Raw genomic sequence first — 12810 nt, 5'->3', positions numbered from 1 at the left:
GGCAATACCTGCGGCCCGGCAGAGCCGGTTCGCGGTATTCCTGACGCCGATGCTGACCTTTAACCCGCATCCCTCGACGCCGCGGCTTGCGCTGCCGGCGGGTGCGTGCGACGCGCACGTCCATGTGTTCGGCCCTGCCGAGCGGTTTCCGTTCGCGAAAGAGCGCAGCTTCACGCCGGCGGATGCGCCCAAGGAAACGCTGTTCGCGCTGCACCGCCAGATGGGCATCGAGCGTTGCGTGATCGTCCAGTCGCTGTGCCACGGGCTGGACAACCGCGTGGTCGAGGACGCCATTGCGGCCGGTGGCGGCAACTACCTGGGCGTTGCGTTGCTGCCGCTCGATGTCGCCGACAAGGAGCTTTCGCGGCTCGCGTCAGTGGGATTCAGGGGCGTTCGATTCAATTTCACCGGCGCGTCCGGTTCGGCGTTCGACGTCGACGGTGTCGTTGCGTTCTCTCGGCGGCTCGAATCGCTGGGGATGCATCTGCAGGTGCATTTCGAGCGCGGTCTGATTCATTCTTTGGCTGCCCCGCTCGCACAGAGTGCCGTTCCCGTGGTCATCGACCACATGGCGCGTGTCGACGCATCGGCCGGGACGAAGCATCCGGACTTCGTCGCACTGCATACGCTGATGAAGAACCCGCTGTTCCGCGTCAAGGTCAGCGGCATCGACCGCATCTCGCGCGCGCCCGGGTACGCCGACGGCATCGAAATCGCGCGCACGCTCGTGCGGGATTTTCCGGACCGGTGTTTCTGGGGCACCGACTGGCCGCATCCGCTGCACGACCATGTACCGGACGATGGCGAACTGGTCGATGCGTTGGCGGAGATCGCCCCAGATGCGGCGCTTCGTGAGCAACTGCTGGTGCGCAATCCGCAGGCCTTCTATCGCTTCGGCGCCGCGTAGTCGTCGCGACGAGTCTGCGGCGGGGTCTACAGCAAGACAAAGAAGCGCATCACCACCTGCGCGGGATGGCGCACACCGACCCCGACGAACATGCGCTCGCCGATCCAGCGCAGCGCCGGCGAGGCAGTTTCGAATCGCGGATTGCAGCGGAAGTAGATCTGCGACGGATCGACCGGCTCGCCGCGCAGCAGCTTTGCCATCGCCTCCGGCGGCGCGGCGCGGACCGCGTGGTTCTGGACGTAGACGAGGTCGCCTGCGTCCGTCTCGAGCCCGTAACGGGCATCCAGCTCCGAAAGGGTGTCACTGACGATCAGTTGAAAGTCGGTCCCGCCCGGGAGAACCCTGGCGGTCCACCCCTTGCCCTGTACCTTGCCGCCGGTGATCGGCACGAGCCTGCGCATGCCGCGCGGCCACTGGCTGAGCACCTGCGGCGCGCCGACATCTACCTGCAGGTCGGCGAAATAGTCGAGGGAGGGTGGAGCGAGCGGATCGGTGGCAGTCATCCGCCGAGCGTAACGCCGTTGGCGTCGCTCAGGATGGGTCCTTGCCCCGCGTGCGGCTCACGGCACTGAAGATGCCGATGCCGAGGACGATCAGTGCCCCGATCCCGATGTAGAGCGTCGGCACGCCAGCGACCGACGCACCCCAGACGAGGCCGGCCAGGAAGATCAGGAACCCGATCATGTAGAGGGCAAAGGACATGTTCTCTCTCCGGTATTGCGATCCGCGCCAGTCTGCACGGCGCGGGTCGCCGCAGCGGCGGCCTGGGCCGCCAATGCGTGTCGGAGGGTGCCTACCGTTGGTCGGCGGCCTCGGCGCTCGCCGCGTCGAGGGCGGCGATGGTCTCGGCGGGCAATTGGAGCGTGGCCGCGGCGAGCAGTTCGTCGAGCTGCTTCATCGACGTGGCGCTGGCGATGGGCGCCGTGATGGAGGGCCGCGCGATCTGCCAGGCGATCGCCACCTGGCCCGGCGTGACGCCATGCGTCTTGGCGGCGGCATCCAGCGCATCGAGGATGCGCAGGCCGCGCGGGTTGAGGTACTTCTTCGTCGTGTTGGCGCCGCGCGCGCTTTTCGATGCGTCCGCCTCGGTCCGGTACTTGCCCGTCAGAAAGCCCGCCGCGAGCGCGTAGAAGTTGATGACGCCGATGCCGCGTTCGACGCACAGCGGTTCAAGGTCTTTCTCGAAGACTGCCCGGTCGTACAGGTTGTAGAGCGGCTGGAGGCTCTCGTAGCGCGGAAGGCCCTGTTTCTCCGCCACGTCGAGCGCCTCGGCCAGGCGGGGCGCGCTGAAATTCGATGCGCCGATGGCCCGGACCTTGCCGGCCTTGATCAGCGCGGCGAAGGCTTCCGCCGTGTCGGACAGCGGCGTCTCCGCATCGTCGTCGTGCGACTGGTAGAGGTCGATGTGGTCAGTCTTCAGGCGCTTGAGCGAAGCGTCGACGGCCTGGCGGATGTACGCCGGCGAGAGACCCTTCTTGTCTTCGCCCATCGGCTTGCCGACCTTGGTCGCAAGCACCACGCGGTTGCGCTTGCCGGTCTGCCGGAGCCACTTGCCGATGATGGTTTCGGATTCCCCGCCGATGTGGCCGGGCACCCAGCTCGAATAGACGTCCGCCGTGTCTACGAAGTTGAAGCCGGCGTCGAGCCAGGCGTCGAGCAGCCGGAACGACAGCGCTTCGTCGACGGTCCAGCCGAAGACGTTGCCGCCGAAGGCGAGCGGGGAGACTTGCAGGCCGGAGCGGCCGAGGGGTCGAAACTGCATGAAGTGATTTCCTCGATAAGTCAGACGAAGGCCAGCGCGCCGAGCAGGGCGCCGGCACCGAGCAGCCACAGAAGATGGATACGAGTGCGCCAGACGATAAACGCCGAGACGCCGGTCAGCAGCCAGAGGTGCCATGCGGGCGCGTCGCCGGAATGGTTTCCCGAGGCCAGCACCCAGCCGGTCGCGATCAGCAGCCCGACCACGACCGGCGCCATGCCCTGCTTGAAGGCCCGCACCCCGCGCCGCTCTCGGTTGCGATGGCCCCAGCGGGTCGCGAAGTAGGTGAGGGTGGTGCTGGGCAGCATGATCCCGACCATCGTCGTGGCGAGGCCGAGCAGCCCCAGCAGCCATGCGTGCAGCCCGGCACCGATGCCGCCGCCGGCATTGAGCCCGACGTTCCAGCCCATCAGCGCGACGAACAGCACGTTGGGCCCGGGCGCGGCCTGGGCGATCGCGACCGACGAGCTGAACTGCGCGTCCGTCAGCCAGTTGTGCTGTGTCACCAGGTAGCGGTGCATGTCCGGCACGGTCGTGATGGCGCCGCTGATCGACAGCAGCGAGAGCATGAGGTACTGGCCGAAAAGGGCGAGCCAGTCGTGCCAGTGCATCACGATCGTCATGCGCGCAGCTTTCGCCAGGTCCAGGCGCAGGTGATGCCGCCGACGGCCAGCAGCACCCATCCGAGGGGAATGCGCGCAAAGGCAATGGCGACGAACACCAGCGCGACGATCCCGAGGCAGACGCCGAAGCCCAGCGGGTGCTTGCGCAGCGCCGGAATGAGCTTGATCCCGGTGGCGGCGATGAGGCCGCCCGCCACCGCGCCCATGCCGCGGAGCGCGCCGGCCACCTGCGGATTGCCGGCGTAGTGGGCGTAGAGCACGGCCAGCGTCAGGATCACGCCGAGCGGCACCGTCAGCATGCCGGCCACCGCGCACACGGCGCCGCGCAGGCCGAAGTAGCGGTCGCCGATCATCAGCGCGAGGTTGACCACGTTCGGTCCCGGCAGCACCTGGGCCACGGCCCAGTCCTCGAGGAATTGGTCGGGCGTCAGCCAGCGCTTCTTCTCGACCATCTCGCGTTGCACGACGGCGAGCACGCCGCCGAAGCCTTGCAACGCAAGCCAGGTGAATGAAACGAACAGGTCGCGGGGGGACTGGGGTTGCGGGTGGTCGGGCGCCGTGGCCGCACTGTGGGGGGGCGGATGCATTGCGGCCGATTATCACGGGCAAGGGGCCTGAGCGTCGCCGCACCCTGTTCGGCTTGCGTGCCCGCCGCATGCTGCGACACTGCGCGGATGGTTGCACGTGCGCTCTTTGATCTTTGCAAGCAGTCCTTCGCTTCGTGGCGGGCGGACTACGCCCCCAGCATGGGCGCCGCATTGGCCTACTACACGGTGTTCTCGGTGGCGCCGCTGCTGCTGATCGTGATTTCGGTCGTCGGCCTCGTGTTCGGGCGCGACGAGGCACGCGGCGAGATCTTCGAACAGCTTTCGGGCCTGATGGGCACCGAGGGCGCGCGGGCGATCCAGATCATGCTGGAGGCGCTCAACAAGCCGAGGCAGGGCATCGTGGCGACGGTGATCGGCGTGGCCCTGCTGATCGTCGGCGCGACCACCGTGTTCGGCGAACTCCAGGACGCCTTCGACCGCATCTGGCGTGCGCCGGCGCGGCAGGACGTCAACGGGCTGCTCGACCTGATGCGCGTGCGGCTGCTCTCGTTCAGCATGATCATGGGCATCGGTTTCCTTCTGATGGTGTCGCTGGTGGTCAACGCGGCGCTTGCCGCGCTCGGCGAATGGTGGGCGCCGGTCTTCGGCGGCTGGGCCACGCTGGCGCAGAACGTCAACTCCGTGTTCGGCTTCGCGATCGTGACGGTGGGCTTCGCGATGATCTTCAAGTTCATGCCGCGCGTGCGTGTGCAATGGCGTGACGTGTGGATTGGTGCGGTGGTCACTGCCGTGCTGTTCACCATCGGCAAGTTCCTGATCGGGCTTTACATCGGCAAGACCGGCATCGCCTCGGGCTATGGCGCGGCGGGTTCTCTCGTGGTGCTGCTGGTGTGGGTTTACTACTCGGCGCAGATCTTCCTGCTGGGCGTCGAGTTCACCTGGGTGTACGCGCACGAGTACGGCTCGTTCAAGGGCCGGCCGCGTCCCGCGGCAAGAACCTCGCCGATGCGCGTGGAGCAGTCCGCCTGATCAACCCTTGAAGCCACCGTCGTCCAGGTACTGCTGCTCTTCGGCGGTCGTCGGGCGGCCCAGGGCCGCGTTGCGATGCGGAAAGCGCCCGAAGCGCGCAATGATGTCGCGGTGCAACACGGCATGGCGCCGGGTGTTGGCATCGAGCGCGGCATTGAGTTCGACCGATTGCTCCTGGTCCGCCAGCGATTCCGAATGCATGAAGGGCAGATAGAAGAAGGGCCGCAGCGCTTCATCGACCTGCCGGTCGAGGCCGGCATCGACCGCGGCGCGCGCGACGGACTGCGCCTTCCCGTCGGTCGCAAACATGTGGCCGCTTCCGCGCCAGGCATTGCGCGGGAACTGGTCGAGCAGCACGAGCAATGCGAGCGCACCCTCGGCATCGCCGGCCCACGGGTCGAGCGCGCCGGTCGCGGCGGCGTGGTGGGCGGCTTCGAATCGCGACTTGAACTCGGCGTCGAAGGCAGCGCTCCTGGCGAACCAGCGCTTGGGACCGGCGTCTCGCCAGAATTCGACGATTTCGGGGGCAGAAGGCAGGGTTTTCATGCACCGAAATCATGCCACCGGGTTCGAAGTCGGGTTCGTGGCCGACAGCGGGCGCCGGGGATGCTGCCTATGCTGGCTTTTCGAAAACAGAAGGAGATCAATCCATGAACCGATATGGCACCACCTTGCGCATGGCCCTCGTGGCCGGCGTCGCGACCGCTGCGCTCGCAGGCTGCGGAATGATGTCGAAGTCCAACACCGCGAGCTTCAGCGGCAGCATGAACGCCGCCAGCGAAGTGCCGCCCAACATGACGCGCGGCAGCGGCCTCGCCGAGGCGACGCTGAACAAGGACACGAACGTCCTCAAATACAAGATCACCTATGACGGCCTGAGCGGCCCAGCCACGGCGGCGCACTTCCATGGCCCTGCCGCCGCGGGTGCGAATGCGGCGGTGGTCCTTCCCTTTGCCAACGCGGCCAGCCCGATCGAGGGGACGGCGACGCTCACCCCGGCGCAGGCGGCGGACCTGATGGCCGGCAAGTGGTATGCCAATGTCCACACGGCCGCCAACCCGGGTGGCGAGATTCGCGGGCAGATGCTGCCCAAGATGTAATCCCTTCGGGAGAAGCCGGCGGTGCGGCGCATGGTGTCCAATGACGCCATGCCCGTTTCCAGAAATGCCAACTCATCCGTCCCGAGCCGCGCGGGGATCACCGTCGACATCACGACCGCCAAAAAGGCCCTGGTGCTGCAGGGCGGCGGCGCCCTGGGCGCCTACCAGGCCGGCGTCTACGCGGGCGTCTTCGAAAAGCACAAGGCGCTCGATTGGGTGGCCGGGGTGTCGATCGGCGCCATCAATGCGGCGCTGATCGCCGGCAACGCACCCGAGATGCGGGTGAAGCGGCTGCGCGAATTCTGGGATCTCGTTTCCTCCGGCCCGGCGCAGCGCGTGCCGACGTGGTGGAGCGACCGCGTCATGTTCAACCAGTGGAGCGCCACGTCGGCGGCCGTGTTCGGCGTGCCCGGCTTCTTCGAGCCGAGGCGCAGTCCGGCCCTCCTGCTTGGCGGCGCCGCGCCGGTGCTGAGCTACTACGACACCGCGCCGCTCAAGGCGACGCTCGAACGCCTGGTGGATTTCGATCGCATCAACCGCCAGGAGATCCGCTTCAGCGTCGGCGCGGTGAACGTGCGCACCGGCAATTCCATCTATTTCGACAACACGGTCCAGCGCATCGGCCCCGAGCACATCATGGCCAGCGGCGCGCTGCCGCCGGGCTTCGCGCCGGTGCACATCGACGGCGAGGACTACTGGGACGGCGGCATCGTGTCGAACACGCCGCTGCAGTACGTGCTCGACACCCATCCGCGCAGCGAGCCGCTGCTCGTGCTGCAGGTCGACCTGTTCAGCGCGCATGGGGCGATGCCCAGCACGATCTCCGAGACCATGGAGCGGCAGAAGGACATCACCTATTCGAGCCGCACGCGCATGAACACCGACGCGCTCGCTTCGAACGTGAACCTCCAGCAGGCGATCGCCGACCTCATCAAGAAGCTTCCTGCGCCGCTGCGCAAGGATGCCAGCGTGCAAGCGGTGTGCGACCAGCTCTCGCACAAGCCCATCGAGATCGTCCACCTGATCTACCGCGACAAGCCCTACGAGCTCGAATCGAAGGACTACGAGTTCTCGCGCGCGTCGGTCGACGAACACTGGGAGGCCGGCATGCGCGACATCTGCAACACGCTGGACCATCCGGAATGGCTGAAGAGCGCGGCGCAGGCCAACGGCGTGACGACCTTCGACCTCACCGAGCCCAACTCGCGCCGCGTTCGCCGCCCGATGAAGTTGCCGAACATTCCGGCCGGCGCATAGTCATGCAGATCAGGTACGTTTAAGTTTCCACCGCCAGTCTGATGCCTCGGGCACGCAGATTGCACGCTTCTCCCAACCTCCGTCACGCAAAGGAAATCTTATGCAGCTCAAGGACAAGGTCGCCTTCATCACCGGCTCGGCCAGCGGTATCGGCAAGGAAATCGCGATCGTCTTCGCCAAGGAAGGCGCGAAAATCGTGATCGCCGACCTCAACAAGGAGGCCGCCGATGCCACCGCCGCGGAACTCAAGGCCACGGGCGCGCAGGCCATCGGCGTCGGGGTCGACGTCACCAGCGAGGACCAAGTCAACGCATCCGTCGAGGAGGCCGCCAAGGCCTTCGGCGGCATCGACATCCTGATCAGCAACGCCGGCATCCAGATCGTGCATCCGGTCGAGGAATTCAGCTTCGCCGACTGGAAGAAGATGCTGGCGATCCACCTCGACGGCGCCTTCCTCACCACCAAGGCCTGCCTGAAGCACATGTACGCGCAAGGCCGCGGCGGCAGCGTGATCTACATGGGCTCGGTGCACTCCAAGGAGGCTTCGCTGCTCAAGGCACCCTACGTCACCGCCAAGCACGGCCTGATCGGGCTGGCCAAGACCGTCGCGAAGGAAGGCGCCTCGCACGGCGTGCGGGCCAACGTGATCTGCCCCGGCTTCGTGCGCACGCCGCTGGTGGAGAAGCAGATCCCGGAGCAGGCCAAGACGCTCGGAATCACCGAGGAGCAGGTGGTGAAGAACGTGATGCTCAAGGAGACGGTGGACGGCGAGTTCACCACCACCGACGACGTGGCGCGCGTGGCGCTGCTGTTCGCTGCCTTCCCGACCAACGCGCTGACGGGCCAGTCGCTGGTCGTGAGCCACGGCTGGTTCATGCAGTGAGCTTGAGCTCCCAGGTCTCGCCGACCAGTTGCTGGCCGAAGCCCTCGTAGGGCTCCGACTTGATCAGCCGGAAGCCGCGTGCGGCGTAGATGCCGCGCGCGGCGCTGAGGCAGCTGTTGGTCCACAGCACCATCTTCCTGTAGCCCTTGCTGCGCGCGAAGGCGATGCATTCGTCCGTGAGCCGGGCGCCCAGGCCGAGACCGCGTGCCTTGGGGCTCAGGATCAGCATGCGCAGCTGCGCCGTGCTCGGCGACTTGCGCACCACGAACACGGCCCCGACCCGCTCGCCGTCGAGTTCGGCGATCCAGCAGCGCTCCCATTCGGGCTGGAACTTGCGCAGGAACCGGCTGGAGATGTCGGCCACCAGCGCCTCGAAATCGCTGTTCCAGCCGTATTCGCGGGCGTAGATCTCGCCGTGCTGCTGCACGACCCAACCTATGTCCCCCGGTGCCGGGGCGCGCAGCACGGCCGCCCTCGTCTTCGTCGGAGGGGCGGCCGCCGGGTCCAGCAAGGTTTGAACGGTTTGCATGGCGTCGATGAGTTGCGCTCTCTGGGGGGCGGCGAGCGGCGAGAGCAGGGCGGCCGCCTCGTCGCGCGACTTCTGCTGCAGCGGGGCGAAGGCGGCATGGCCGGCCTCGGTCAGGCACAGGAGGCTCTGCCTCGCATCCCGTGCATCGGGTTCGCGCCGCAGCCAGCCGCTGGCTTCGAAGCGGCGCAGGATGCGGCTGAGGTAGCCGCCGTCGAGGTGCAGATCCTTGCCGATCTCGCTGGCGACCGGGGCTTCGCGGTGGGCCAGCTCATACAGCACGCGAACGTCGGTCAGCGACATGTCGCTGTCGAGGTACGGGTCGAGCACGCCGATGCGACGGGTGTAGAAGCGATTGAACTGGCGGATCGCCTTGACCGCGGCGACCTCGGGCGAGGCGGATGAAACTGTTGACATGGTTGCCATTGTCAATCAATTGATTGACCAAAGCAATCAATTGAGCGGGCGTCGCGAGCCAGAGCTACGGCGACAGATCTCGCCGCTTGTCGTCGCCCACCATCTCGCGGAGCAGACGGCGCAGCAGCTTGCCGGTAGGCGATCGCGGCAGGCTGTCGACCAACACGAAATCCGACGGTCGCTTGATGCGAGCAAGATGCGACTCGCAATGTGCGCGCACTGCGGCGATCAGAGCCGGCGGATCGCCCTCGGGGACGCCGCGTACAGCCACCAGGAAAGCCACGGGACGCTCGCCGAAGCGCTCATCTGCGACGCCGACGACGGCGCAGTCCCATACGCCCGGCACGCTACGGAGGGCCAACTCGATCTCCTGCGGGTACACATTGACCCCGCCGGAAATGATCATGTCGTCCTGCCGATCGGTCAGGTAGAGATAGCCGTCCTCGTCGACATGGCCGATGTCGCCAAAAGTCTGCCATCCCTGCGGCAGCGTGCGGCCGGTGGTTTTCTCCGGCGCCTTGTAGTACGCGAATGGCGCCACGCCGGAAAAGCACACGAGGCCGGTGGTGCCATGCGGCAAGGCATTGCCGGCATCGTCCGCCACGTGAAGGACGCCCTTGCGCGCGCGTCCCACCGACCCGGGATGGGAGAGCGCCTCCATCGAATCGATCAAGGTCAGCCCGACACCTTCGCTGCCGGAGTAGTACTCCCTGACGATCGGTCCCCACCAATCGATCATGGCCTTCTTGAGCGCGAAGGGGCAGGGCGCCGCGCCGTGGATGGCGGAGCGGTGCGCCGGCGCGCTGAACGCCGCGCGACGCCCGGCCGGAAGCTCGAGCAGTCGCTGGAACATGGCCGGCACCCATTGGCTGTGAGTGATGGCGTGATGTTCCAGCAGATGCAGCGCTTCGTTTGCATCGAAGCGCTGCATCACATGCACCGTGCCGCCGCCGGCGGTGACGGCCAGCGCGAATCGCAGCGGGGCCGCATGGTAGAGCGGAGCGGTGGACAGATAGCGCACGTCTTCGTCGCCGAGGCCGAACAGTGTCAGCAGGTCCCCCGCGAACGGCGGCGTGCCGCGGTAGTCCGCCGGCAGGAGCGGGCGGAACACGCCCTTGGGGACCCCGGTCGTGCCAGAGGTGTAGACCATCAAGGCACCGGGTGTCTCGTCGCTGTCGGGCTCGGGCGAGGCTTGTGACAGCAATGGCTCCAGGGCGGTGAACTGCGGAATCGGACCCCGCAGCGACAGCCATGAGATTTCCGGCTTCGACAGGGCGGGGAGCTGCGCCGCGCCGTCTGACAAGGCTGCATCGGCGATCACGACCTTCGCATCGCAATCGTCGATCACGTATCGCAATTCGGTTGCGGTGAGGCCTGTCGGCATTGGCGTCAGATAGACACCGGCGCGCCATGCGGCCCAGCCGAGGGCCACCGCCTCGGCCCGATTGCCGATCAGCGAGGCGACGTGGTCGCCGCGTACCGTGCCGAGGCTGCGAAGCACCGCCGCCATTCGATTGCTCATCGCCTCGAGTGCCGCATAGCTCCATGTCTCGTTGCCGCAGACGATCGCCGGGCGGTCCGGTGTCACGCGGGCGTTGAGTCGCAGATCGCGCGTCGCGTTGTCGTGCGCAATAGGCATCGCCTCAGCCTGCGCTGCGTTGTGCCTTTTCCTGTTCGGCGCGGCCCCGCACGAGCGTCTTGGCTTCGGCCCAGTCTTCCGGGGTCAGCTTGCCCAGCGCCGCGAAGGTGCTGGGCGCCGCCAGATGGTGCCCGCCATCGATCGCGATGTTCTGCCCCGTGAGGTATTCGCAGCCATCGGCCTGCAGGAAGGTCAGCAGGTTGCACAGCTCCGGCATGCGGCCGAAGCGCTGCATCGGCACCTCGTCGGACGATGCAGCGCCGACGTTGGCCTTGGGGATCGGGGCCAGCTTCTCCCATGCGCTTTCGGTCGGGAACGGACCCGGTGCCACCGCGTTGACGCGGATGTTCTTCGCCCCCCATTCAACTGCCAGCGACATCGTCATCGCATGAACCGCCGTCTTGGCCATCACCGAAGGCAGCACGTAGGCCGAGCCGGTCCAGACCCAGGTCACGAGCATGCTCACGACGGAGCCGGGCAGCCCCTGGGCAATCCAGCGTCTGCCGCAGGCCAGCGTGGAGAAGAGCGCGCCATCCATCACCGTCGAGCGCACTGCCGCGAACCCGCGCGGACTGATGTCGATCGACGGCGAGATGAAGTTGGCGGCTGCGTTGTTGACCAGGCCCGTCAACGGGCCGCCCGCCCAGATGCGGTCGACCATCGCCTCGATCTGGTCGGCGTCGCGCACGTCGCAGATGTGGGATTCGGCGCTGCCGCCGTGCTGCGCCGTCTCGTTCAGCTCGGCCACGGCAGCCTGCAGGACGGCCTCCCGGCGCCCGCAGATGTGCACCGCGGCACCCTGGGCGGCGAACTGCCGCGCCAGTTCCTTGCCGAGGCCCGTGCCGCCGCCGGTGATGAGGATGCGCTTGCCCGCCAATACGTCGGGCCGAAAGGTGGAGGGGATCACTGCGAGTCTCCTAGACAGGGTTGACGCCCGCGATGCCGTTCACGGCGGCGTCCTTGCCCGGGCGGAATTCGCTGAAGAGCTGGCGGCCGATGATGTGCTTCATCACCTCGATCGATCCACCGGCGATCTTGACGATGCGCGCATCCGCATAGGCGCGCGCGATCGGATACTCCCACATGTAGCCCCAGCCACCGAAGAGCTGGAGGCATTCGTCGACGACCTTGCAGTGCATGTTGCTGAGCCACATCTTGGCCATGGCCGCGTCGACCGCATTGAGTTCGCCCTTCATGAAGGTCTCGATGCAGCGGTCGGTGAACTGCCGCCCGACGACCGCCTCGGTCTTCAGTTCGGCGAGCTTGAACTGCGTGTTCTGGAAGTCGCCGATCGTCTTGCCGAAGGCCTTGCGGTTGCCTGTGTACTCGATGGTCCAGTCGATCACCGTCTCGGCCACCGTGGCGGAACGGATGGCCTGCGCCAGCCTCTCCTGCGCGAGCTTGGTCATCATCAGCTCGAAGCCGCGCCCCTCTTCGCCGAGCATCGCGGTGGCCGGCACGCGCACTTCGTCGAAGAACAGCTCGGAGGTGTCCTGCGCCTTCATGCCCAGCTTGTGCAGGTTCTTGCCGCGACGGAAGCCCGGCAGGCTGGTGTCGACGAGGAACAGCGTCACGCCCTTGGCGCCCGCGGTCGAGTCGGTCTTCGTCGCCAGCACGATCACGTCGCACAGCTGCCCGTTCGAGATGAACACCTTCTGGCCCGAGATGACGAAGTCGTCGCCGTCGCGCACGGCCTTGGTCCGGATCGCCTTCAGGTCCGATCCCGCGTGGGGTTCGGTCATGCCGAGCGAGCCGATCGCCTCGCCGGTCACCATCAGCGGCAGCCACTTCTTCTTCTGCGCTTCGGATCCGAAGCTGGCGATGTAGGTCGCGACCAGATCGCAGTGGATCATGAAGCCCGGTCCCGAGAAGCCCGAGCGTGCCATTTCCTCGAACACCACGACGTCGAAGAGATAGTCGGCACCGACGCCGCCGTACTGCTCCGGCACGGTGCAGCAGAGCATGCCCGCCGCGCCGGCCTTCAGCCACAGCTCACGCGGCACGACGCCGGACTCCTCCCATTGCGCGTGGTAGGGCGCGATCTCGTTCTCGATGAACCGGCGCACCATGCTGCGGAATGACTCGTGGTCTTCGTTGAAAAGATTTCGTTTGAACACCTTGG

The 12810-nt window shown here is 66.8% G+C and carries 15 protein-coding genes; 5 read left to right on the top strand and 10 right to left on the bottom strand.

All coding sequences use genetic code 11. The features are described 5' to 3' along the window. Positions 1-49: 49 nt before the first annotated feature. A complete protein-coding gene (locus ACSFBL_RS26165; protein WP_435518742.1) occupies positions 50-907 on the top strand; it encodes an amidohydrolase family protein in 858 nt (285 codons plus the stop codon). A 26-nt stretch (positions 908-933) separates the two neighbouring features. Here ACSFBL_RS26165 and ACSFBL_RS26160 read toward each other — a convergent pair whose 3' ends face one another. From ACSFBL_RS26160 to ACSFBL_RS26140, 5 genes are all read right to left on the bottom strand, one after another. Further along, the gene (locus ACSFBL_RS26160; protein WP_435518741.1) at positions 934-1410 is read right to left on the bottom strand and encodes a DUF3237 domain-containing protein; all 477 of its coding nucleotides are present in this window, start codon (positions 1408-1410) and stop codon (positions 934-936) included. Between the two features lie 28 nt (positions 1411-1438). After that, the gene (locus ACSFBL_RS26155) at positions 1439-1609 is read right to left on the bottom strand and encodes a hypothetical protein (protein WP_435518740.1); all 171 of its coding nucleotides are present in this window, start codon (positions 1607-1609) and stop codon (positions 1439-1441) included. Positions 1610-1700: 91 nt separating this feature from the next. Further along, a complete protein-coding gene (locus tag ACSFBL_RS26150) occupies positions 1701-2669 on the bottom strand; it encodes an aldo/keto reductase (RefSeq protein ID WP_435518739.1) in 969 nt (322 codons plus the stop codon). Between the two features lie 20 nt (positions 2670-2689). Then, positions 2690-3289, bottom strand: coding sequence for a chromate transporter (locus ACSFBL_RS26145; RefSeq protein WP_435518738.1), 600 nt, complete (start codon positions 3287-3289; stop codon positions 2690-2692). Next, a complete protein-coding gene (locus ACSFBL_RS26140) occupies positions 3286-3876 on the bottom strand; it encodes a chromate transporter (RefSeq protein ID WP_435518737.1) in 591 nt (196 codons plus the stop codon). The genes ACSFBL_RS26145 and ACSFBL_RS26140 overlap by 4 nt, the downstream gene beginning before the upstream one ends. Before the next feature lie 87 nt (positions 3877-3963). On the opposite strand from ACSFBL_RS26140, the gene ACSFBL_RS26135 reads away from it, so the two are divergent. Then, the gene (locus ACSFBL_RS26135) at positions 3964-4866 is read left to right on the top strand and encodes a YihY/virulence factor BrkB family protein (RefSeq protein ID WP_435518736.1); all 903 of its coding nucleotides are present in this window, start codon (positions 3964-3966) and stop codon (positions 4864-4866) included. Here ACSFBL_RS26135 and ACSFBL_RS26130 read toward each other — a convergent pair whose 3' ends face one another. Next, entirely contained in the window at positions 4867-5412 is a 546-nt protein-coding gene (locus ACSFBL_RS26130) for a DUF924 family protein (RefSeq protein WP_435518735.1), read from the bottom strand. It lies immediately after the preceding gene. A 104-nt stretch (positions 5413-5516) separates the two neighbouring features. On the opposite strand from ACSFBL_RS26130, the gene ACSFBL_RS26125 reads away from it, so the two are divergent. The 3 genes from ACSFBL_RS26125 to ACSFBL_RS26115 all read left to right on the top strand — a co-directional run bounded on the left by ACSFBL_RS26125 (position 5517) and on the right by ACSFBL_RS26115 (position 8106). Further along, positions 5517-5966 carry a CHRD domain-containing protein gene (locus ACSFBL_RS26125; protein ID WP_435518734.1) on the top strand — a complete coding sequence of 150 codons (450 nt, stop codon included), beginning with the start codon at positions 5517-5519 and terminating at the stop codon, positions 5964-5966. A 48-nt stretch (positions 5967-6014) separates the two neighbouring features. Continuing rightward, positions 6015-7223 carry a patatin-like phospholipase family protein gene (locus ACSFBL_RS26120; RefSeq protein ID WP_435518733.1) on the top strand — a complete coding sequence of 403 codons (1209 nt, stop codon included), beginning with the start codon at positions 6015-6017 and terminating at the stop codon, positions 7221-7223. Positions 7224-7323: 100 nt separating this feature from the next. Then, positions 7324-8106, top strand: a complete 783-nt coding sequence (locus tag ACSFBL_RS26115) for a 3-hydroxybutyrate dehydrogenase (protein WP_435518732.1) — start codon at positions 7324-7326, stop codon at positions 8104-8106. Here the strand turns inward: ACSFBL_RS26115 and ACSFBL_RS26110 are convergent. The 4 genes from ACSFBL_RS26110 to ACSFBL_RS26095 all read right to left on the bottom strand — a co-directional run bounded on the left by ACSFBL_RS26110 (position 8096) and on the right by ACSFBL_RS26095 (position 12805). Further along, positions 8096-9049 carry a bifunctional helix-turn-helix transcriptional regulator/GNAT family N-acetyltransferase gene (locus tag ACSFBL_RS26110; RefSeq protein WP_435518731.1) on the bottom strand — a complete coding sequence of 318 codons (954 nt, stop codon included), beginning with the start codon at positions 9047-9049 and terminating at the stop codon, positions 8096-8098. The genes ACSFBL_RS26115 and ACSFBL_RS26110 overlap by 11 nt on opposite strands. 64 nt (positions 9050-9113) lie before the next feature. Beyond that, positions 9114-10688 (bottom strand): AMP-binding protein, encoded by a 1575-nt coding sequence (locus tag ACSFBL_RS26105; RefSeq protein ID WP_435518730.1) that lies wholly within the window; start codon positions 10686-10688, stop codon positions 9114-9116. Between the two features lie 4 nt (positions 10689-10692). Beyond that, positions 10693-11595 carry an SDR family oxidoreductase gene (locus ACSFBL_RS26100; protein WP_435518729.1) on the bottom strand — a complete coding sequence of 301 codons (903 nt, stop codon included), beginning with the start codon at positions 11593-11595 and terminating at the stop codon, positions 10693-10695. Positions 11596-11605: 10 nt separating this feature from the next. Next, positions 11606-12805 (bottom strand): acyl-CoA dehydrogenase family protein, encoded by a 1200-nt coding sequence (locus ACSFBL_RS26095; protein WP_435518728.1) that lies wholly within the window; start codon positions 12803-12805, stop codon positions 11606-11608. Positions 12806-12810: the final 5 nt, after the last annotated feature.

Origin of the sequence: Variovorax glacialis (genome assembly GCF_051216375.1) — a bacterium.
In the GTDB taxonomy this organism is placed as follows: domain Bacteria; phylum Pseudomonadota; class Gammaproteobacteria; order Burkholderiales; family Burkholderiaceae_C; genus Variovorax.
This window is presented reverse-complemented; position numbering and strand designations above follow the sequence as displayed.